21 protein-coding genes and 1 pseudogene are annotated in these 22058 nt (G+C 31.0%); 12 read left to right on the top strand and 10 right to left on the bottom strand.

Annotated features, from left to right (window positions below; translation table 11 throughout):
• Window positions 1–170: 170 nt before the first annotated feature.
• Window positions 171–680, bottom strand: a complete 510-nt coding sequence (locus tag MRU_RS03225) for a GNAT family N-acetyltransferase (RefSeq protein ID WP_012955435.1) — start codon at window positions 678–680, stop codon at window positions 171–173.
• A 938-nt stretch (window positions 681–1618) separates the two neighbouring features.
• Here MRU_RS03225 and MRU_RS03220 point away from each other — a divergent pair.
• From MRU_RS03220 to MRU_RS03210, 3 genes are all read left to right on the top strand, one after another.
• Window positions 1619–2572: a hypothetical protein gene (locus tag MRU_RS03220; RefSeq protein WP_048812397.1), complete on the top strand. Its 954-nt coding sequence runs from the start codon at window positions 1619–1621 to the stop codon at window positions 2570–2572.
• A 96-nt stretch (window positions 2573–2668) separates the two neighbouring features.
• Complete coding sequence (locus MRU_RS03215) at window positions 2669–3013, top strand: hypothetical protein (protein ID WP_012955433.1); 345 nt, start codon at window positions 2669–2671, stop codon at window positions 3011–3013.
• A 173-nt stretch (window positions 3014–3186) separates the two neighbouring features.
• Window positions 3187–3471: a hypothetical protein gene (locus MRU_RS03210; protein ID WP_012955432.1), complete on the top strand. Its 285-nt coding sequence runs from the start codon at window positions 3187–3189 to the stop codon at window positions 3469–3471.
• Window positions 3472–3849: 378 nt separating this feature from the next.
• Here MRU_RS03210 and MRU_RS03205 read toward each other — a convergent pair whose 3' ends face one another.
• Window positions 3850–4902 carry a DUF1611 domain-containing protein gene (locus MRU_RS03205; RefSeq protein WP_012955431.1) on the bottom strand — a complete coding sequence of 351 codons (1053 nt, stop codon included), beginning with the start codon at window positions 4900–4902 and terminating at the stop codon, window positions 3850–3852.
• A 516-nt stretch (window positions 4903–5418) separates the two neighbouring features.
• Between MRU_RS03205 and MRU_RS03200 the strand changes: the two genes are divergently transcribed.
• The 3 genes from MRU_RS03200 to MRU_RS03190 all read left to right on the top strand — a co-directional run bounded on the left by MRU_RS03200 (window position 5419) and on the right by MRU_RS03190 (window position 7802).
• Entirely contained in the window at window positions 5419–6366 is a 948-nt protein-coding gene (locus tag MRU_RS03200; protein ID WP_012955430.1) for a 3H domain-containing protein, read from the top strand.
• A 240-nt stretch (window positions 6367–6606) separates the two neighbouring features.
• Window positions 6607–7206: a ZPR1 zinc finger domain-containing protein gene (locus tag MRU_RS03195; RefSeq protein ID WP_012955429.1), complete on the top strand. Its 600-nt coding sequence runs from the start codon at window positions 6607–6609 to the stop codon at window positions 7204–7206.
• Window positions 7207–7454: 248 nt separating this feature from the next.
• Window positions 7455–7802 carry a hypothetical protein gene (locus MRU_RS03190; RefSeq protein WP_012955428.1) on the top strand — a complete coding sequence of 116 codons (348 nt, stop codon included), beginning with the start codon at window positions 7455–7457 and terminating at the stop codon, window positions 7800–7802.
• A gap of 307 nt (window positions 7803–8109) precedes the next feature.
• Here MRU_RS03190 and MRU_RS03185 read toward each other — a convergent pair.
• Window positions 8110–9170 (bottom strand): annotated as a pseudogene (locus MRU_RS03185) (IS5-like element ISMru1 family transposase).
• A gap of 235 nt (window positions 9171–9405) precedes the next feature.
• Between MRU_RS03185 and MRU_RS03180 the strand changes: the two are divergent.
• Window positions 9406–9909, top strand: coding sequence for a hypothetical protein (locus MRU_RS03180; protein WP_143714293.1), 504 nt, complete (start codon window positions 9406–9408; stop codon window positions 9907–9909).
• Window positions 9910–10208: 299 nt separating this feature from the next.
• Here MRU_RS03180 and MRU_RS03175 read toward each other — a convergent pair whose 3' ends face one another.
• The gene (locus tag MRU_RS03175) at window positions 10209–10643 is read right to left on the bottom strand and encodes a hypothetical protein (protein WP_012955423.1); all 435 of its coding nucleotides are present in this window, start codon (window positions 10641–10643) and stop codon (window positions 10209–10211) included.
• Between the two features lie 606 nt (window positions 10644–11249).
• On the opposite strand from MRU_RS03175, the gene MRU_RS03170 reads away from it, so the two are divergent.
• Window positions 11250–13346 (top strand): DEAD/DEAH box helicase, encoded by a 2097-nt coding sequence (locus tag MRU_RS03170; protein WP_012955422.1) that lies wholly within the window; start codon window positions 11250–11252, stop codon window positions 13344–13346.
• Between the two features lie 72 nt (window positions 13347–13418).
• Here the strand turns inward: MRU_RS03170 and MRU_RS03165 are convergent, their stop codons facing one another.
• Both MRU_RS03165 and nadC read right to left on the bottom strand, forming a co-directional pair.
• Window positions 13419–13676, bottom strand: a complete 258-nt coding sequence (locus tag MRU_RS03165; protein ID WP_012955421.1) for a hypothetical protein — start codon at window positions 13674–13676, stop codon at window positions 13419–13421.
• Window positions 13677–13830: 154 nt separating this feature from the next.
• Window positions 13831–14661, bottom strand: coding sequence for a carboxylating nicotinate-nucleotide diphosphorylase (gene nadC, locus MRU_RS03160; RefSeq protein ID WP_012955420.1), 831 nt, complete (start codon window positions 14659–14661; stop codon window positions 13831–13833).
• 274 nt (window positions 14662–14935) lie between these two features.
• Here nadC and rnz point away from each other — a divergent pair, with 274 nt between their 5' ends.
• The 4 genes from rnz to MRU_RS03140 all read left to right on the top strand — a co-directional run bounded on the left by rnz (window position 14936) and on the right by MRU_RS03140 (window position 19016).
• Window positions 14936–15847: a ribonuclease Z gene (gene rnz, locus MRU_RS03155; protein WP_012955419.1), complete on the top strand. Its 912-nt coding sequence runs from the start codon at window positions 14936–14938 to the stop codon at window positions 15845–15847.
• Window positions 15848–15940: 93 nt separating this feature from the next.
• Window positions 15941–16747, top strand: coding sequence for a mechanosensitive ion channel family protein (locus tag MRU_RS03150; protein WP_012955418.1), 807 nt, complete (start codon window positions 15941–15943; stop codon window positions 16745–16747).
• A gap of 240 nt (window positions 16748–16987) precedes the next feature.
• Window positions 16988–17905, top strand: coding sequence for a quinolinate synthase NadA (gene nadA / locus MRU_RS03145; protein WP_012955417.1), 918 nt, complete (start codon window positions 16988–16990; stop codon window positions 17903–17905).
• A 169-nt stretch (window positions 17906–18074) separates the two neighbouring features.
• Window positions 18075–19016, top strand: coding sequence for a hypothetical protein (locus MRU_RS03140; RefSeq protein ID WP_012955416.1), 942 nt, complete (start codon window positions 18075–18077; stop codon window positions 19014–19016).
• 97 nt (window positions 19017–19113) lie between these two features.
• Here the strand turns inward: MRU_RS03140 and MRU_RS03135 are convergent, their stop codons facing one another.
• From MRU_RS03135 to MRU_RS03120, 4 genes are all read right to left on the bottom strand, one after another.
• Window positions 19114–19398, bottom strand: coding sequence for a DUF5750 family protein (locus MRU_RS03135; RefSeq protein ID WP_012955415.1), 285 nt, complete (start codon window positions 19396–19398; stop codon window positions 19114–19116).
• Window positions 19399–19532: 134 nt separating this feature from the next.
• On the bottom strand, window positions 19533–19937 hold the full coding sequence (locus tag MRU_RS03130) for a GNAT family N-acetyltransferase (RefSeq protein WP_012955414.1): 405 nt from the start codon (window positions 19935–19937) through the stop codon (window positions 19533–19535).
• Window positions 19938–20043: 106 nt separating this feature from the next.
• Window positions 20044–21042 carry an alpha/beta fold hydrolase gene (locus MRU_RS03125; protein ID WP_012955413.1) on the bottom strand — a complete coding sequence of 333 codons (999 nt, stop codon included), beginning with the start codon at window positions 21040–21042 and terminating at the stop codon, window positions 20044–20046.
• Between the two features lie 138 nt (window positions 21043–21180).
• Window positions 21181–21948, bottom strand: a complete 768-nt coding sequence (locus MRU_RS03120; protein ID WP_012955412.1) for an amidohydrolase family protein — start codon at window positions 21946–21948, stop codon at window positions 21181–21183.
• Window positions 21949–22058: the final 110 nt, after the last annotated feature.

Here is a 22058-nt window from a genome sequence, read left to right as displayed (position 1 = left end):
CAAGAACATATAAATAGTTTTTCGAATGTAAGTGCTTACTTGCATCTTTAAATTATAAAATAAGAAAAGATAAGCAGTATTTTTAAAAATAGAAATATTAAAATTCAAATAAGCTTTTAAAATAAGAAATATTAATAAAAACAGAATAATAAAGGGCAAGAGTGTCTCCCTTATTCGCTTGAGAGATAAATTCCATAATAATCGTTAACGCCATAGGAGTCATTGAATGTCCTAAGACGAACACCGCCACATTTCTTTATCACAGCAGAAGATGCCAGATTATCCCTATCACACCCAACGATTACCCGAGCCATTCCTTTTTCCTTGCAGATTTCCAATCCATGCTTAAGCATCTTGGTAGCATAGCCCATATTCCTTAAGGAAGGTCTTACATGATAGCCAATATTGCCATATAGAAAAGCATAGTCCTCGGATATTTCATATCTGATAGGCAGTATTCCGACTAATCGAGAACCATCATAAGCAAGAAGAAGCAAGGATCTTCCCCATTTTCCATTGCCTAAAGATGCATATCTGTGTATTAGAGAAACCCATTTGCTGTAATCTGAAAGAAGGAGCTCCTGCTTGAGCATGACATAGCATTCCTCAACATAACAGCACTCCCTTATGAAGTCCCTTATGTCATCCTCATCTTCCATCCTTGGCAATCTATACTCCATCTTATCCTCCAAAGCCAGACATATGTTTAAATAGACCTAATAATCACTAATTAGAGATATTCTATAATTATGCACCTAATTCCTGCAAAAGTTCTCTTCCTAGTTAAACAGCATATTGTTCTCCATCATATTTAATAATAAAATCTTTTGATTCCTTAATGATATGGAGAAGAAAAATCCATTAAAAAAAAAAAGAATCTAAAATAATCCAGTTATGATTTTATACATTCCTATAATAAATAAGGCCAAACCGCAAATAATATAAATTATATCTGTTGTTTTTAAATCCATAATCTCACCTCAAGTTCACAAGCCCATCTATTCTAAACCATACTCTAGAAAAAAAGAATGGGGAATAGACATCTAATTATATTTTATGGTTCTAATACATTATTAAATCTTTTCAGTTGCCTAAAGTAATATTAACGAAGTGAAAAGCTAAAAAATCCAATGAAATTAAGATTAAAAATTCATTTAAAGATTATCAAACTTAAATCAATTTCAGTGTTTTCAAATTAGACAGCATTTAATCCAAATTATCATATTTTCATGATTTAAACTATTTTTTCTATTTTTTTAAAAATTCTAATAAACCATATCAACAAAAATACAGATATTAAAACTAATTTTTTCAACATTTAAATGATTTAAATAGATATTTTAAAAAAACACCCTTATTTAACTGAATAAAATGGTTTTAACCGCACCTATAACTTTAACAATTTCACATCAATATTGTTACGAAATCAAAACAATTTCACATTTTCAAGTCAATATTGTTACGAAATTAAAACAATTTCACATTTTGAAATCAATTTTTTAACAACTTAAAAGCAATTTTGATGTCAATAAATGAGTTTTATTTAAAAATAATGGTTTAGAAAAAGATTTAAATATAATGAGAACCAAATAATTATTTACAAATGAAAATCGCCCCAATGAATAAAGATAAAGGAGGTGAAAAAATTTTAGACTACAGTATATTAAACCATAAAGGATTCAACTCTTTTGAAGAGAAAATCAAGAGGATAAAAGTCCATAAGCCCTATGATAAGATCCTTAAAACCTCATTTAAGAAAAATCCCAATGGGTTTTTGGAGATATTGGAAAAGGGAGCAATATTTGAAGAGTTTGTGGATAGTGAAATTATAAATGCTTTTTTTAGGGAATTGCATTCTGATATTATTATAAGAGTTTATAAGAAGAGAATCTATATTATTGAATTTCAAAGCAGCAGATTAAAGCTAGAGGATATTTTAAGGTTTGGGCTTTATAGGGCCAGCATAGCTCATCAAGAAAAAAAGGACATACATCTTTATGTTGTTTCAAAAGAGCCGATAAAGAGGGATAAAATTGAAAATAAGTATGGAGACTACTGGTTTACTATACATGTCAAATCGTTAACCGATATGGATTATAATAAAGCTTTAAATAGGACAAATAATAAAATAGAGAATGAAGAGGAAGAGTTTACAGAGGAGGATTTTGTTTATCTTGAAATTAGTCCTTTAATGACTCGAAAAAAGAAAAAGCAGAGACAGTTATTAAAAAGAGTAGCTGAGATGACAAATAAGTTGGATGGGAGAATAAGCAGGGAAAAGTTGATTGAAATCAAATCCATACAATTCGTACTTGCAACAGAACTCCTAAACGACAACGAAAAAGCCAAAATAGCCAAGGTGATAAGCATGCAATCAGAAGGAAAAGAAGAAGTCTTCCAAGGATACCTAACAAAAGAAGAACGAAAACAAACCTATGAAGAAGGAAGAGAAGAAGAAAGAGAAGAAATCGTAAAAAGCCTAGCCGAACTAGATGTATCACCAGACATCATAGCAAAAGCAACAAAAATGAGCAAAGCAGAAATAGCAACACTCACAACAACAATAATCTAAAAAAAATGATTTAGCACTTTTAAAATATTTTCAACCAGTTTCTTGCAAAAAGAATTAAACAAATGAAAACCCCTTAAGTTAGAAGGTGGTGAAATAATGGTTGTTCAAGAACATATCTGCATAAATGAAGAGAAAATCCAAGAGCATAGTCTCCAATTAAAATCTCTTGAATCAGATGCCGATTTCAAAGACAAAAGAATGGATGAATTATACCGCAAAATCGATAAGATTGAAGAAAAATTAGATGTTCTAAATAACAATATAAATAATTTTTTATTGAGAAATTCCCAGGAAAACAAAAAAATGGAAATTAGGCTAACAAAGATAGAAACCGATATTCAAAATCAAAAATTAGAATCCCAAAGAAGAATTGCACGAATGGGAATAGCTCTAACTGCAATTACTATATTAATAAACATTTATTTCAAGATAATGCATTAATTTAATCCCCTAGAAGAAAAATAGTTCCACACCCCTTCTTCAAAGCAAAATAGCATAAACATTTCCATTCTTAAGTGAATTAACATTTAATCTTCAAAATAACGATCATATAGAAAAGTACTTATGTAAATAAAAAAATACTATTCTTGTTTAATGATTTTAGAGGCAATATTATGACTAAAATGGAAATTGAATTAAATGATGAACAACTTGAAAAAGTAAAAATACTAGAATCACATGACATAAGTGTCGGTGATGCTATAGACATGCTTTTTGAAGCCAGAGATAGGGTTATATCCATCATAGATGATATAGATGAAAAAGATCTAGAAGACGATACTCCAAATACAGAAGAAGCCAAAGCAGAGCAAACTCAATTAACTGTAAAAACATATGATATAGCAATTGAAGATTATAAATCCCACATAAGCTGGGCTAATGACTTCTTTAAACTCTAATTTTTCTTTTTATAAATGTTTTTCTATTTTAACAATCTTTATCAAAACACAGTTTAAGGATGCAAATAAACTCCTTAAACTTTATTATTTTCTCTTTTTTATTGAACAATGACTTTATATTGACACACCCCTTTTTTATCAGCCAATACCCTTTTTTTGAATAACTTAAATATTTCCAAAAAAAGAATTTATACTTCTCAAGTGATAAAATAAATTACTAAAATTAATTATTTTAAAAAAAATAGAAAAAACGTTAGAATATAATAAAAAAGCTTAAAAAAAGTAAATAAAAAGAAAAATAAAAAAAAGCTTAAAAAAAACTAAAAAAAAGTAAAAGAAATAAACAAGTTATTTCTTAAAAAAAGTAGAATAATAAAATTATTCATCTAAATAATCTAAAATAGCATCTAATAACTTAGATGCTCCGCCATCATACATATCTGCTGCAGGCAATCCATACTCTTTTTCAAAGTCTTCCACAGTCATGCCTTCATCCTTATTTCTAAGGTTTATAGATAATCCAACGACTTTTGTTGTAGGAACAACAGCTTCAATAGCCTTAACCTCATAATCGATTCCTCTTGGCTCACGATATGGGTGGTTTGGCCTGTGTCCGACAATGACTGCATCAGGATTTGCTCCAATCAATATGCAAGCAGACAATCCTCTTGGATGAGGGTTTCCATCTTCAGTCAAGCTGGATTGACCTTCAATGAATATGATGTCCGGACTGTCCCTTTCTTCCACATATTTCATGGATGAGAGAATTGCAGAAGGAATATCCATAGCTGACAAGCTTCCTGCCCTAAAGTTAAATACAGTAGGCTTTTCCAATCCCATCTCATCAGTGGAAATGACAGCAGCCTTCATGCCTCTCTTTTCGGCTTCAATACCAAGAGACTTGGTAGTTGTCCTCTTTCCACACTCTTGGGAAGTTCCACCAACAAAGACAACTTTAGCTTTTGGTTCATAAGAAATCTTAGGAAGCACTTCACAGCATTTTTCAGGTGCTGTACCACAGATTTCACGAACTACATCCAATCTTGGACTAATTTCCTTAATAACTACATCATTTTGACTTGCTAATTTTAATAAAGACTCATTTTCACATAAAGATAATGATCTAAATGAAACAACTGCATTCTTGCCATTTGCCAATGCTTCAACTGCATATTTCAATGCTGCGCCTTCAGCGCCAATAGGCAACATGACAGCAACTGTATTTGCATCAGTTGATTCAAATAAATCAGATAAATTTGATGCTACTTCTAAACCACAGAATAGTTTTCCTTGCTTTTCAGGATTATCGTCTAGAAAACCAACTGTTTCAATACCTTCAAGATTGGAGAATTTCTCTCCGCCTCCGCCACATCCGATAATCACATATGGATTGAGTTCTTGAAGATCCTCAACTGAAGTTATAGAATACAAGTAATCACTCCTTAAACAATAAATAATAAAATTGATTGATAGATAAAACTAAAATATTAATTAAAAGAAAAATCAATAAGGGGATTTGACTAAAGAAGATTAAATTAGACAAATAAAGAAACTAATTTAAAATCTCTAAAATCAAATAAGTTTTGATTAAATTCTAAATTAATATTTTGAAATTATAATAATTAATATCGTATTTAAAAAACACACAATGCAATGCAAAAATACAACATACAACATTATATAATTTATCCTAGTGTAATTATATATTTATTATTATTAATAAAGATTCTTATTATTGGACAATTTTTTTTAAAAATTCCTTAGATAAAATAAGAAAAAATGAACATTCTTATGAAAATTTTAAATAAGAAAACAAGCCAAAGAAGAAAAAACCAAGATAGTTTCAAACAAAGCACAAAGATTTAAGATAGTTTTAAATAAATAAAACAATAAATATAATAAAAAAATGGAATGAAAAAATGACAATTAGCCTAAAAAGGTGATTAAATGAAACCATATGTAATTCTCATAGGAAGCGCTTCAGGGATAGGAAAATCCACAGTTGCAGCTGAACTTGCAAAAACATTAAACATTAAGCACTTGGTGGAAACCGATTTTATAAGAGAAGTAGTTAGAGGAATCATAGGAAAGGAATATGCTCCAGCCCTTCACTCATCATCCTACAATGCATATTCCAGCCTTAGAAATCAGGAAAATTACAAAAACCAAGCAGAGCTTATCAATGCAGGATTTGAAGAGCATGCATCATTTGTGCTTCCAGCAGTAGAAAGGGTAATCGATAGGGCAATAAAGGACCATGATGACATTATACTAGAAGGGGTTCATTTAATACCCGGCTTTATTGACATAGAACAGTTTACAGACAAGGCATCGGTCTTTTTCTTCATATTAAGCTCCGATGAGGAGGACCACAAGAACCGATTTGTAAAAAGAGCCATGGAAATAAGAAGGGGAGGAAAGCAGCTAGACTACTTTAAGGAAAACAGAATAATCCACGACCATCTTATAGAACAGGCTCAAAAGCATAATGTTCCAATCATAAAAAGCTATGAGATTGAATCAACCGTCAAGAAGATGCTATCCTACATTAATGAAACCTGTGAAACAATATATCTGAAAAACACAGTTGATGAATTGGATAAGGTAGGAGAAATCATATTAGACAGATACAGCGGAAGCATAAAGAATATCTCCTATCCGATCAAGGGATTTAAAGAGCCTCTCATAAGAAAGATAGATGTAAGCGAGATAAGGGAATATGATAAGTTTATAAAGAACCTGAATAAGTTCCCAGAGAAAAAGGAAGAACTTAAAGAACTTTATAGTTTAACTGACTATAGAGCATATCGCATTTGTGCAATAAATAATGAAACAATTGAAAAAATTAAAAATGACCTTGATAAGGAAGGTTTGCTCTTTAAAGAAGATATGTAAAATTAGAAAAACTTTCAAACTTATTAAACCAAAAAAACCAAAAGATTGTAGAATTAAAAAAAAAATTCAAACTTATTAAACCAAAAAAACCAAAAGATTGTAGAATTAAAAAAAAAAATTCAAACTTATTAAACCAAAAAAACCAAAAGATTGTAGAATTAAAAAAAAATTCAAACTTATTAAATCAAAAAGAAATTAAAGACCAAAACAAGAACAAATCATAATTTACGAGGATAAAAAATGACTAAGGATGATATTATAACTGGAAAACAAGCAATAATCAAAATGGACTGTCCAGTATGCGGAGGCAATAAAACAGCTAATTACATCACTCAAACTCACGAGCTTGCCTATTTTGGAGAGATAGTGGAATCCACAATCCAATGTGAAAAATGCGGATTTCGCCATAGCGACATTATAACAACCGAACAGAAGGATCCTGCAAAGCATAGCCTGATAATTACAAAGAAATCATTGAATTCAAGGGTGGTCAGATCCCAATCTGCCACAGTTTCACTGCCAGAAATCGGAATAAAGGTAGAACCTGGCCCAAAATCCGAAGGATACATCTCAAATGTGGAAGGAGTTCTTATAAGATTCAAGCAAGCCACAGAAAGTGCATTAAGAATGTTTGATGATGAGGAGTCCCAAAAGAATGCAAATGCAGTTCTAGATAAGATAAATCAAGTCCTTGCTGGAGAATTGGAAACCCTCCTACTTATTGAAGATCCCTTTGGACAGAGCAAAATCATGGACGTTCGTGCAAAGAGCGAGCCTTTAAGCGATGAAGAGTTAAAGAACTTGAAAACAGGCTTTACTGTTATTGATGATGAACAATAATGCTTAAGTAAAGAAAATAACTTAATAAATAAATTAGACCTTAAAAAAAAACAAAATACTCAAAATAGATTTCATCAAAAAATCATAAAAAATTCTTAAAAAAAAATAAGATTTCACCAATAAAATCAAGAAAACACTTAAACAAATTAATAAAAGAATAATAATATTTATATAAGTTTAAAAAAAGATTTAAAATTAATTAAAACTTAAAAGTAAAAAAAATGCTTAAATTTTAGGAGTGTGGAGAAATGATAGAATTAAATAAGAAATATGTTTTTCATGTTCCACTTTATAAATACAAAGATGAAGAATTAATCCCTATTGATATGGATGACATTCTTGATGAATTAATAGACGAATTCTATCAAAACGGATATGACAGTCTATATATGACAAATATAGAAACATATTATAAATATAGATTCTTAACAGAGATTTTAATAAGCATCTTTGTATCAACTGAACGCTTAGCAAAAGAAAATCAGGAGTTTCCAGACAGAATATTTAAAAAATGGTTTAAAAAGAACAATAAAATATTGGAACAGGAAGCTTTTGCTTATGAGTATAATAATAAAATGTTTATTGAAAAGCTTTAAAAAAGTCTTTTAAATTATTTAGTTAAAAAAAACTGAATAAAAAACATTTTATTTTATTTTATTTTTTACCACCATTAAAAGTGAAGATACTATTTTATTCATAGAACTCCACCATAAAGCATACAAACTATTTTTCATAGGCTATTTAACCCCATCACAACTATTTCCTCAACTGCAAAAAATAATAAAAAAATAGAAAAAACTAAAAGAAGCCTAAAAATAAAAAAATGTTGGTAAAAAAAGAGAAATTAAAGAGAAAAGATATTCCTATAACAAATCAAGACAATTATTTAGGGGCCTGACGATTTTAGTTTTCAGATAATTGTTGTATGGTCGTTTTTGAGTAAAATCCTTGTGATATAATCAGTGCTCCCAAAAATACATTTAGATAAACGGTTTTTTCTACTGATTTTGGAGTATATTTGTGGATTTCTCTCATATTCAAGCCTTGTTTTAATAATTTGAAAAAATCTTCTATTTTGCCCCTTATTGGTTTAAATTTTTCCCATGAATCTATTTTTTTTTCATTAATTCCATTTTTAAACTGTTGTATAATCTTTTTTCTTTCATTATTCTCTTTGTTTTGTTAAATACGGCTAGTGGATAAGTTAAAATGTCATCCAATCGGGTTCTGCTGAATTTTTCTTTTGGAAAAATAAAAGGAATGATTTTGTATTTGCTGATTCCGATTTGATAGTTTTTTTAGCTGTAATATCCTTTATCAAAGATTAATGTGTCTCCTTTTCTGATTATTCGTCTTTTTTGAAGGTTTTCTAAAATTTCTTCGAAAAGTTTTGCATCGTTTGGAGCTCCAGAGTGGACTAAAATACAAACAGGATTCATAGAATCATAATCTAATACAACAGTTGCTTTAAATCCAATATAATAACCTTTAGAGGATGAATAACTCCATTTGAGATTAATTTTTTCCAGATGTTCTTTAGTCTTTTTATTTCTGTGGAAATTAATATCTACGTCCACTGGGGTCGCATCAACAATAAAAGTTTTTTTTCCTCTTCTTTTAACCATATTCCTTGAGTTTAAGATTCTGTTTAAACATTTTATAAGTTTTTCAGAGTTTATTTCTGAAAAAATTTTATAAACTTGATCTGCAGTCAAAACTTCAGAAATATTAAAGTATTTGCGAAGTTCTTTTTTGGATTTAAGCTCGTTTAAAATGAATGGAATGTCAATTCCAAAGAACATACTTATAAATATAATTTTAAAAGTAAATATTGTTCTATTTAAGTTTTTAAATCCATAGGATGCTAATATACTTTTGGATTTTCTAGAATCCATAATTTTAAATATTTCTTTCAACAAAATATAATTTGGGTCTTTATTATCTAAATTTAATCTATGCTTCATTATTATCGCCAATAATATATTTGTAAAGCATATTATTTAAATTTAACGATATTAAAGACCTATTTTTTTATATAACTAATAATACAATTGTATTTTTAGAAATAAATACATTTTTATAGGGTAATGAATAAAAATATAGAAAATCTGAACGATTTATACATAAAAAAATTCAGGCCCCTAAAGAGATTTATTATTCAGGTATTTTGCACAGGATTCCCGTGGATTGAATGAAGCATTGACTAAATTGCTAGACCTTATGCAGGATTATAATGTCATTCTGCCTAATGAGTTCGTTTCAATGGCTAGAGGAATATCCATGATTGAATCTGTTGCCACCACATTAGATCCTAAAATAGATGTCATGGCTTCCATCGAACCGATAGTCAAAGAGGTAATGGAAGAAAGAATGAACATTAAGGAATCTCTTTCAAACAAAAAAGGCAGTTTGGTTTATTATAAGAACATGCTTAAGACACTTCCTCCACTTTTAACAAACAGCGTTCATAAGATAAACAATGGAGATATGAAGCTTCGCTTTGAAATTGACAGAATCGACCATATTGTAAGCAAGTTTTCATTGGTTGTTATAATTGCAGCCCTTCTGATGAGCTCTTCAATAACTATGACCATCAATAGAGGGCCAATGTTATTTGACATGCCTTTAATTGCAGTTTTAGGCTATATAGTGACTTTTATTTTAGGAGCCATAGCCGTTGCAAATTACATATACAGCAGATAAAACCACCCATACAACAAATGAAGATTTTTATATCTCTACACAATTAAATCTTCATTTTTTTCTTCTTTTTTTTAATGATTTAATTACTTTTTTGTGATATTTAATTACTTTTTTTCAATATTAATTACTTTTTGCAATATTTAAAATTTAAATAAAAATAAATCTGAAAATTCTGAAAGTAAAAAAAGCCCTAAAAAGTAGTGATAATAAAAAAATAGTCCTAAAATAGGTTAAAATAAAAAATAATTACTAAAAGTAGATAAAATTATAAAAAATAAAAAAAAGTAAGAGAAGAAGAATTATTCATCCATTTCTTCATCTTGTGCTTCAGATAAAGGAGTGAATGCATCTTCATCTGCAACATCTTTTAATTTGAGAGTCTTTTCAACATCCATAGCTAATGCATCACAGTCTGCTTTAATAGCATTTAAGTGTAATAAAATTCTTTCTTTTTCTTGGTTAATCCTTTTAATGTTAGTGTATGGATAGATTGACTCCTTAAGCATTTCATACTCAATGGTAGTGTAAGGATAATCGTTAAGTTGTTCACATACTTGTTTAAGAATGTCTCCTAAGAACTTGTTCATTTCAACTTTAACTCTTTCCCTAATCATCTTGTCATCATCGAGGTTTTCTTTCATTAAACGAACTACTTCTGCTTTAGCAAAAGGTAAGTTTTCTTCCTCTTTGTCTTCGATTTCTTCGATTTCTTCGATTTTTTCATCTTCAGCCATATTTACGACTCCATAATAGAAATTAAATAATTTTATTAATTCAACTCGCAATGCAATGCAATTCATAAAAATATCTATAAAGAATGATATTTTAAAAACAATACTCCACAAATCAGCAAAACTTATAAAAGATCTTAAGAAAATTTTCAAAATTTTCATCCGAAATCTATAAGAATTTCACTGAAAATAAAATATTAATAAAATTTATTTAATTCTCATATAAATCATGATAAGTAATTGAATTAAAATTTTAAAATTTTAGATTAAATGATTTTTTAATAAAAACTTTAAAAAAATCCAAAAATTCATTTACATATCTAGATGTAATGATATATTTGTTTAAAGGAATATATAAAGATATCGCATAATATTGATTTTATGATTAATAATTTGTTAAGTTAGAACTTACACTATATGAATTATCATATCTAAAGTCAATAATTTTAATGCTTTATTAAATAAGAAAAAACCCTTTTTAAATTATGATTTTTTATGGGAATTATTAAAATAAAATGTTGAAAAATCAATTAGACAGAAGCCATTTTTTTAATCATAATAAAATCAGAAGTTGAAAAATTTAATACATTTAAAATCATATCTAATCATATGGAAAATCGCTATCAAGAACATCAATCAGATTTCAAATATCTCCTAATCATCAATGATGATTTGGAATGTGAAATAAAAATAAGAAGAGAAGGCAATGCCAGTGAAAAGAACCTAAAAGATAATATTTTCACAATTAAAGAAGCAAGTGATAAGGAATTAGAAGATATCGGCAGGATATATGACTTATTCGACCAATTTGCAATAGAAAATACAAGATATGAAAAAATCCAAATGGACAAAAAGGCATTCATAAAATTCGCCCTAAACATTAAACCTATCCTAAGGGACAATAATGCAGAGCTTATCTCATCAAAAGAGATTATAGAAAGCGATTTGAAACTTATCATGGATACTGATTTAAAGGAAAATGAATTCTCTTTAAAAAAACTAAACAGAATCAAATGGATAGTGAGATTAAACAAAGGAAGAATTGCCTTAAGAGACTTTGACAAGCAAACAGAAAACAATAAGGAAATCCTAATAACCAGAAATTACTTCTTCATACTTAATAGGAATGAGTTCCTTGATATAAAATTCTACGCATCCTCACTTTTAAAAACCACTGAAAATAGCGAAATACTAAAATTGGCATTATCCGAAGAGATAGATGGCTTTAAATTTGAAGTGGGGGAAAACTTAAAGAGACTTATAAATCCTTCAAGGGTTTATGAGGTTCCAAGGACATTAAAGGGTGAATTGAGGACCTATCAAAAGATTGGCTATTCATGGCTTGTGCAAAACATAAGATCTGGCTTTGGATCCATATTGGCAGATGATATGGGTTTAGGTAAAACCCTCCAAGTCTTAACTGCAATCCTATATTTTAAGGAAAAAGGATTGCTTGAAGAAAGACCAAGCCTGATTGTCGTTCCCCCAACCCTGATTTCAAATTGGGAACATGAGATTAGGAAATTCACCCCAGAACTATCATATTACATCTATCACGGCACAAACAGAAGATTTCCATTGGAAGACTATGACATTGTACTAAGCTCATATGGAGTTATTCGGAATGATTTAGACCTTTTCTTAGATAAGGAATGGTTTTTATACATAATTGATGAGGCCCAAAACATTAAGAGCCCACATACACAGCAGACAAAAGCGATTAAGGAGGTTAATGCATACAATAAGATAGCATTGACTGGAACTCCAATCGAAAACAGACTCACAGACTATTGGTCAATATTTGACTTTACAAATAAGGGATACCTCTCAAGCCTCAGTGACTTTAAGGATAGCTATGTCTTTAGAATTGAAAGGCTGGAAGATGAAAGATCCCTTGAGAACTTTCTTGCAATAACAAAACCATTTGTAATGAGAAGACTTAAGACCGATGAGCAAATCAAGGGAGAACTGCCTGATAGGATTGTAAACGATATCTATGCAAGCCTTAGCAAAAAACAGATAAAGCTATACAATGCTGTCTTAGATGGAATATTTGAAGAGATAGATGAACTCAAAGGAATTGAAAGAAGGGGAACCATCCTAAAGACAATAACTTCCCTAAAGCAAACTTGCAACCACCCTGCACAGTTTTTAGGCTCAGGCAAACCAAAAATCAAAGAATCAGGTAAGATGGAACTCTTAATCACAATTCTGGAAAATATAATGGATATGGATGAGAAGGTCTTGATTTTCACCCAGTACGTTAAGATGGGAGAGATAATTCAAGATCTTGTTTCAAAAAAACTTAAAAGAGAGGTTCTTTTCCTCCACGGCTCACAAAGCAGAAACGAAAAGGCAGAGATAATAGACAGATTCCAGGAAGATGACAACTATAAGATATTGATTGCAACCCTTAAGACAGGAGGAGTGGGTTTGAATCTCACTGCAGCTTCAAATGTGATTCACTATGACCTATGGTGGAATCCTGCAGTGGAAAACCAGGCCACAGACAGGGTACATAGGATAGGACAGGAAAAGGATGTTATGGTTTATAGATTTATAACAAAAGGAACTCTTGAGGAAGAAATTGATTCAATCATTAAGACCAAATTGGATTTAGCTGAAAAGGCAATAAGCGTTGATGAAACATTCATTACTGAAATGACTACTGAAGAGCTGAAAAGAGCATTATCCTTAAGATTATAATGAGCAATAAAAAAAAAGCAAATCTTCAAAAAATAGAATAAAAAAAATAAAAATATGAAAAATAGATTTTATCTAATCAGAACAAGGGTCTAAATTGAATTTGTACCTGTATTCCTGATTAACAATGGAATTTCCCTCATAACCTCCATCGATTATGCTAGAAATCTTTTCAATTCCATCGAGAGAAAGTTCCTTTCCTTCAGAGATGCCAAAGAAAAATGTGATTTCGTTGTCTGTAATCAGATAATTCAATTCAAAATCGTCTTTGCCTAATTCTTCTTTAAACACTTCTGTAAGTTTTTCCTTTATGTTGTTATCAAGTTCAGCCATGTTATCACCTCAAAGCTTAATATTAAATTAATTAATAAAATATATAAAATTTCCTACTATCCATTAAGGAAAAAGACTTATATATAGCTTCAAGAACTTTATAAAGTCTTTAAAATATAAGAAAATAAATAAAATTTGAAATAAACAGATAAAATCAATCCATATCCAAGCTAAAGTTCAAGCTGCTTGCTTGATGGGTAAGAGAGCCTAAAGATATGATATCAACATCTAAAGGAGCATAATCAAGTATATTATCCTCAGTAATTCCCCCTGAGATTTCAATAAGGACACCATTCCTTAAATCATTATCAATAAGAGCATCTAAACTATCTTGAGCTTCTTTGGGACTCATATTATCAAACATGATAATGTCTGCACCATTCTCTGCTGCAATCACCGCATCATCGGCAGATTCAACCTCTATTTCAATCTTTTTAGAAAAGCTGACATTCTCTTTAGCCAATCTAAGAGCATCCTTAACAGATCCGACCACTGCAATATGATTGTCCTTAATTAAAACCATATCATCCAAACCGTACCTGTGAGGGTCTCCTCCCCCAATTGAAATAGCTATCTTATCATACTTTTGAAGTGCTGGAGCAGTCTTACGAGTTCCTGCAACTCTAACCTTATCATTGACTTCTTTTACACTGCTTACAACCCTATGGGTTTTGGTGGCTACGCCAGACATCCTCATAAGAAGGTTAAGTGCAGTTCTCTCTAAAAGAAGAATTTTTCTTGCGTTTCCTTCAATTTCAAGAAGAATATCTCCTTTTTTGATTTCATCCCCATCATTTTTAGAGGACAGAATATCTATTCCATATTCCAAAAAGATTTCCTTAATTATCTCAATCCCAGCAAGGATTCCTTCATCCTTTGAGATTAGCTTAGCATAAAAAACCTTATCTTGAGGAATCAATGCATTTGAAGTGATATCGCCAAAGCCTTCATCCTCTTCAAGCATAAATTTAATTATATCATCCATCTTTACACCAATAATAAATTTTAAATAAGAATAACTAATATTTCTAAGAATTAAATAGTACTCAAAGATTTAAATATTTAAGAATTACATAATCGAAAAAAATATTTAAACAGATAAATTAAATATTTTCTAAATATTTTACTTAAATAAATATTAGTTGTTATAGTTTATATATTTAAATTAACAAAAATTAAAAATAAGAGAAAAAAATTATTTTAAATCCAAATAATGGAATAAAACCGAATCGATTAATAAATTAAAATCTAGTGATCATATGGAAATCATATTTTTAGGAACATCCTCTGCAGTGCCTTCAAGGGAGAGAAACCATGCTGCAATTGTCATAAGAGAATTTGGAGAAGTATTTCTCTTTGATTGTGGAGAAGGAACCCAAAGACAGTTCATTGAAGCAAATGTAAGTCCAATGAAAGTGGATAAAATATTCATCACCCATTTCCACGGAGACCACATACTTGGATTAGGAGGACTAATTCAATCAATGGGACTTAGGCAAAGGGAAGAGGATCTAGATATCTATGGGCCAAGAGGACTTAAAAAAGTGATGAATGCAATCACCCATACCGGATACTTCAAGATTGACTTCAATCTTAACATTCATGAAATCGACGAAGGAATTGTTGTAGAAACAGAAAAGTACAGAATAGAAACCACAAAAACAAAACATAGCGTCCCAAATAATGCTTATTCAATTATTGAAAAGAAAAAACCTCGTTTCATAAGGGAAAAGGCCATTGAGCTTGGTGTTCCAGTAGGACCTGCCTTTGGAAAGCTTCACAGAGGAGAAGAAGTTGAAATAGACGGCAAAATAATCAAGCCAGAACAAGTCCTTGGTCCTCCTAGAAAAGGCCTTAAGGTAACTTATTCAGGAGACACAAGACCTTCCTTTAAGCTTATCGAACTTGCAAGAGACAGCGACATTTTAATCCACGAAGCGACCTTTGAAGAAGAAGACCGGCTTCATGCATACGAACATGATCATTCCACAGCAAGGGACGCTGCAGACATAGCTAGAGAGGCAAATGTAGGGAAATTGATTCTAACACACATAAGCCCAAGGTATCAGGAATTCAGCGTCTTGGAAAGAGAAGCCAAGGAAGCATTCGATAATGTTGAAGTGGCTGAAGACTTTAAGGTTTTTAATATAAACAGCAAAGACAAGGAATAAATACAATATCCTTAAATAATTAGACAATGAAAAGCATAAATTATCATTAAAGAGCAAAGATAAGGAGTAATCCCCCCCCAAAGAGGAGCAAAAATGACAACAACAGAATGGCTTTATCAAATTCTACTAAATCTGCTTGATTTAAGCACAATCATATCAATTATTGTAATAATCATAGCTGCAGCAATAATCATAAAGCTAGGAGAAAAATCACTTCTAAGAATAGAGAAAAAGTATGAAATCAATCTTACTGCCCATTATCTCCTAAAAGACATCCTTAAATATGGAATTATTATAATTGCACTTGCTTTGATATTGAATCTAATTGGAATAGACCTTCAAAACATCATATTGAGCTTAGGAATTGTCAGTATCGTCATCGGTTTTGCATCTAAGGACATCGTATCCAATTTCATATCTGGAATATTTGTAATTGGAGATAAGAACGTCCAAGTTGGAGAAACCATAGAGATTGACGGGAGAAAAGGAGCCATCACAAAGGTTGGGTTTAGAAATACAACAATGATTGGTATGGATAACTTTAAGGTAACCATTCCAAACTCTGTTCTTTCAACCAAAACATATAAAAACTTCCCAATGGGAGAGGATTATAGGCTTAGGCTTGATGTGATATTGCCTCATGGATTTGATATCTTCGAATACAAGCAAAAGATGACAGAGGCTATGGAAAAATATGAATATATCAATAAAGACAAAGAACCAGTCATTTTAGCTAGAGAAATAAATGAAGAAGGCTCTAAAGTTGAAATCAGCTTTTGGATAAATGATTATAAGGATAGAGACCCTGGAAAAGCTGTAATCTTAGAAGAAAGCAATAAACTAATTTATGACTATCTCATGGATGAAAAGAATGCAGGCATCTTAAGGATAGTTAAATAATATCCGCTAAAAGCAAGTTTACGGCAAATTAAAAAAATATGACTAAACTACTTAATCTTATTAAACATAAATATAATATTAAGTTTAAACAAAATATATTTAAAAACAACAATATTCATAATCATAAGAATAATTCTTTATTAAACCCAAAATTCACAAAAACCTTTTATTAAAGAAGAAATTCTTTATAAAACAACAAATAAGAAAATATCATTTTAAACAAGTATTTTTAGTGATAAAATGACAACAGAATTACAGAACGAAATTATTCAATTGAAAGAAGAGAAGAATGCAATCATTCTTGCTCACAATTATCAGCCTAAAGAGATTCAGGAAATAGCTGATTTTCTAGGAGATTCTCTTGAATTATGCATGAAAGCAAAAGAGATTGATGACAAGGACATCATAGTCTTCTGTGGCGTAGACTTTATGGCAGAAACTGCATATATGTTAAATCCAGACAAGAAGGTTTTAATACCAGATATTGAAGCGGAATGTCCTATGGCACATATGCTTACAGGAGAACAAGTAATAGAAGCTAAGAAAAAATATCCTGACGCTGCAGTATGCCTGTATGTAAACAGTCTCGGAGAGGCAAAGGCAGAATCCGATATTCTCTGTACCTCTGGAAATGTTAAAAAGGTTGTAGAAAGCATAGAAGAGGATACCATTCTCTTTGGACCAGATACAAACCTTGGAGAGTTTGTACAACCATTCACTGACAAAAAGATCATTCCGATTCCAGGTGACGGTCACTGCTATGTTCACAAGCTATTCCATAAGGAGGATATAGATGATGCAAGGAAAAAATATCCTAATGCTGAGATAATCATTCACCCAGAATCCAATAAGGAAGTTCAGGATATGGCAGATTACGTCTTAAGCACTGGAGGAATGCTTTCACACATCAGAGATAGCGAAAAGCAAGAATTTGTCATTGGAACTGAAGTGGATCTCATTACAAGACTTGAAGCAGAATTCCCAGATAAAACATACTATCCTTTGCTTGAAGGAGCTATCTGCAAGACAATGAAGCTTCACACACTTGAAAAGCTTAAAGACTGTCTTGTTAATGAGGAGCCTTTAATCACCGTTCCAGAAGACATTGCAGAAAGGTCTATTTCTGCAGTTGAAAGAATGCTTGACGCTTCTAAATAAAATTTAATTTATTCTTTTTTTAATATTTAATATCAAATCGCTTTTTAAGAACTGAAACTATTAATCAGTTCTTAAAAATCTAATTAAAGATTTAATCCATTTTAAGAACTAAAACTATCAATCAATTATTAAAACCATCTATTTTTATAGAAACTACTAAACGGATACTATGATAAGCAAAGAAACATTTGATAAGGACAAGGCAAACTTTAAAGGAACATATCGTCCTTTGCTAAAGGAAATAGACAATCCTACACTGCTTCAAATAGATGAACTACATGGAATTGCAGGGGCATTAAGCGGAAAAAACCAAAACATACACAATAATATCCTGCTTTTGCTTGCCAGCATAGGAACCATAATTACAATCATATTCTTCATCTATTTTGAATGGGACATAAGCGCCTTTATCATACCTTGCGTGCTTTTGATGTTTATCCTAATAGGAATTCATTTAGTCTCAAATAAGTTGAACTATCATGATAAATATCTTGAATACAGGGTCTTAGCAGAATCATTAAGGCTTCAGTTTTTCCTAAGCTATGCAGGAGCCCAGGAAAAGGTTATAGATATCCTCCCTTGGTTTATCGAGCATGGAGTTCCATTGGTTAAAGAGGTATTGGGAACCTTGGATTTCACTGAATTGCCTCAAAAGAGAGAAATAAGGGATAACTGGATTATACACCAAAAGAAATATCATGAAGGGGCTCTTCAAAAGTCAAAAAAGAAAATGAGGACACAGAAAATAGTCACATATGCATCAATTACAGTGACAATAGCCACCTATATAATTGCATTGATCTTTGAATATCTCATACCCGCTTCAACTTTCAATTTAAATGGAGATATAATTCATCTAGGCATCAAATTAGCTATGGCTGGAATGTCTGCATTCACACTCTTTTTAGGAAGCTATTACGGAAAGATGTCCTTAAGCGAAAAGATAGATGACCATGAAAGGATGGTTGAACTATATGGAATTATAGAAGACAGAATAAGAACAGAAGGAGAAACTGATGAGATACTTTCATATGCAGCTAGAGAGTTCCTGATTGAAAACAGTACTTGGTATGCGTATCAAAGCAAGAACAAGCCAGATTTGGTTGTTTAATAAAAAAAAGAATCATAAGTTTAATATATCATTTTTATAGAAAAATAGAAATTTTTTAATGAATTAATAAAAAAATAAAGAAGAAAAAAGATTAAACTTATTTCATATCCTCTAAAAAGCTTGCAATGAAATAAGTCATTTCTATTTCTTCCCTTTTAATAAAGTCGTCCAATTTGAAATGAGCATCATCTGAACCAAATGGGAAGAACTGCTTTGAATAGAATATATTTAAAAACAGATTGCCATCCTCAAGGGCAAGCTCTCCTTCAAGATTAGCAATAAGATAATCCAATTCAGCTTCACTTAATCCTGAAATCATATAAGTTACAAAATGCATATCATCTTCAGTTTCACCATAATCATCAACTTTAACGCTAAACATATTAATCCTCTTTAATTAATTGATTTGAACTTTTTTAAGTCCTTAACAGTTAAAAAACCTTTTTTAAGTCCGTGAGTAAGTATAAAACCTTTTTTTAAACTAAGTCCACTAGTAAGTATAAAACCTTTTTTAAACTAAGTCCATAATTCTGTTATAAACATAGGGCTTGCATCATCTGCCTTTTCAAAGCCGCAGGCTTCATAGAATTCAATCTCTTCATTATATGAAACCACAACTATTCTCAAATAATCCTTATAATGATCTGTTGTTCTTTTCAATAGCTCTTTTCCAATTCCCTTTCCCTGATATTCAGGTCTTATGAGAACATAATGAACATATGCAGTCATTATTCCATCATCCATAGCTGAAACAAGACCTACCAACTTATCGCCATCCCATGCAGAATAAACTGTCTCAAAGTTTTTCATGGCTATGACAAGCTTGTCTGGAAAATGGCCTGAAGACCATTCCACTGATAAGAACAAGTCTTTTAGGTCCTCTTCCTTAAAGTCATGAGTATCCTTATAAGTTATTTCCATAAAAACACCTGAAAAATTAATAATTTAGAAAATAAATAAAAATTTAACTCTTTTAAATTAACTACTTTTATCTAGTAGAATTCAGTTAAAAATTAACTACTAATATCTAGTAGAATTCAGTTAAAAACTCCCTTAAGTCATCTTCTATCTTAAACAATTCACCAGAGCCAACATGACCCATACAGGAATCAAATATGACCAATTTATTGTTTTCAATCATCTTGCTCATTGGAATTGCATCCAAATTAGGAGGGAAATACTGATCTTGATTGATTGCTATAATTAAAACCTTGGCCTTTATATTCTTTAAATCTTCACTTATATCAAAATCAATGGAAGCCTTATTCATATAGACCACATCATTAGGATCCTCTTCAAGGCTTTCCTCTGCAAATTCTGCCATGAATTCGGTTAATTCCTCATTTGTAAGGTTATTTCGATATTCCTCCCGTGACAATCCAAATGAATACATTGCATCTGATGAGAGCTTTAAGCTTCTCTTTAAAGAATCGGAAATAGGCAAATCATATGCGCCATCATTATAATCCGGATCTGAAGTGAATATATTGTCAATCACCTTGCTTAATATATAATTGTGGCCCCCTACCTTAAAGCTGCTTACAAGAGAAATTATAAAGTCAACAGAATCTGGATAGACACATCCCCATGTCAGGACTTCAAATCCACCCATAGAGTTTCCAATAAGCCCCTTAATATGGGTGATTCCGAATCTTTCCTCAACAAACTGCTTTTGGAAATTGACCATATCTTCTATGTCATATTCTGGAAACTTGTTCATAAGGCCAGTTGAAGATGGGCTTGCTGAATTTGGACTGCCTAAAGTGCTTAATGAAATAAAGAAGAACTTATCTGTGTCCAATATATCTCCGCTACCCATAGATTCGCATAAACGCTTTGCAGAATGACAATTGCCACTTGTTCCATGGAAATAGATTACTGCATTATTTATAATTCCATTATCATCATATTTGGGAGTTCCAAAGGTGATATATTCGACTTTTGCATCCTTCAGGACTTCTCCGTTTTTAAATTTAAATTCCTTGAGAGTAAAATACTCCACTTCAATACTTTCCACATCAAACATTTTAAAACTTCCTTTAAAATGAATTAAAATTATCTAAATAAAAATAAGATTTGTTAAAATAATAAAAATAGATCAATTATTATAAAATTAAAAGAAATGGATTAATCCTTAAGCCCCAATTAGCTTTGTCTAGCATTTTCATAAAGAATAAGTATTTCTCTCTTCCTCGCTAAGATCAATCTTATTAAACATTTCCATCTCGCTTACAGACTCCCACATCGGAAAGTCAGTAGCCCATAGAACCTTATCTGCACCATATGCATGAATCAAGTCCTTTGCAGTCTCTGGAGTCAATGAATATAAGCTTGAACTGCAGTCAACAATCAGATTAGGAGTTCCAGCCAATTCCTCTGTAGCCTTCTCCCACATGCTCCATCCTGCAAAATGAGCTCCAATCACTGTAAGGTCTGGAAACTCTTCAAGGAAAGGCCTTAACTGTTCGGGATTAGAATAATTATACCTGAAATCGCCACAGTGAATCATAATAGGCAATCCCCTTTCATTGATTGCCTCACCCATCCTAAAAGCACGCTCCTCGTTTAAGGCAAACTGCTGGAAGTCTGGATGAACCTTTACGCCCTTAAGGCCAAGTTCAATTATGTGGTCTAGGTCCCTTTCAATGTCTTCGCTATCTGGATGAGGGGTGCCGAAGCCTGTAAACAAGCCAGGATGAGTGTTTACTTCAAATGAAATGAATTCATTGATTGACTCGACCTGCTTTGGAGTTGTTGCAACTGAGTGGATGAGATAATGAACAACCCCTACTTTTTTACCGTCTTCAATCAAATCATCTACAGTCCCATTTAAAGACATATGAAGGTCATAAAAATCACGTATTCCTTTAACAGCCTTTGCTGCAATCTTATCTGGATAAATGTGACAATGAGAATTAATTACTTTTTGCATATTTAAAAAACCGCCTTATAAAAATTATTATCTATAATCATATCTGTTCAAAAATCCTTCAAGGATTTAAAAAATTATTATTTATTATCCTATCTGTTTAATAATCCTTT

It is taken from the genome of Methanobrevibacter ruminantium M1 (genome assembly GCF_000024185.1).
Lineage (GTDB): Archaea > Methanobacteriota > Methanobacteria > Methanobacteriales > Methanobacteriaceae > Methanobrevibacter > Methanobrevibacter ruminantium.
Note: the sequence above shows the minus strand (reverse complement) of the source record. Positions and strands in the feature narration are given on the sequence as shown.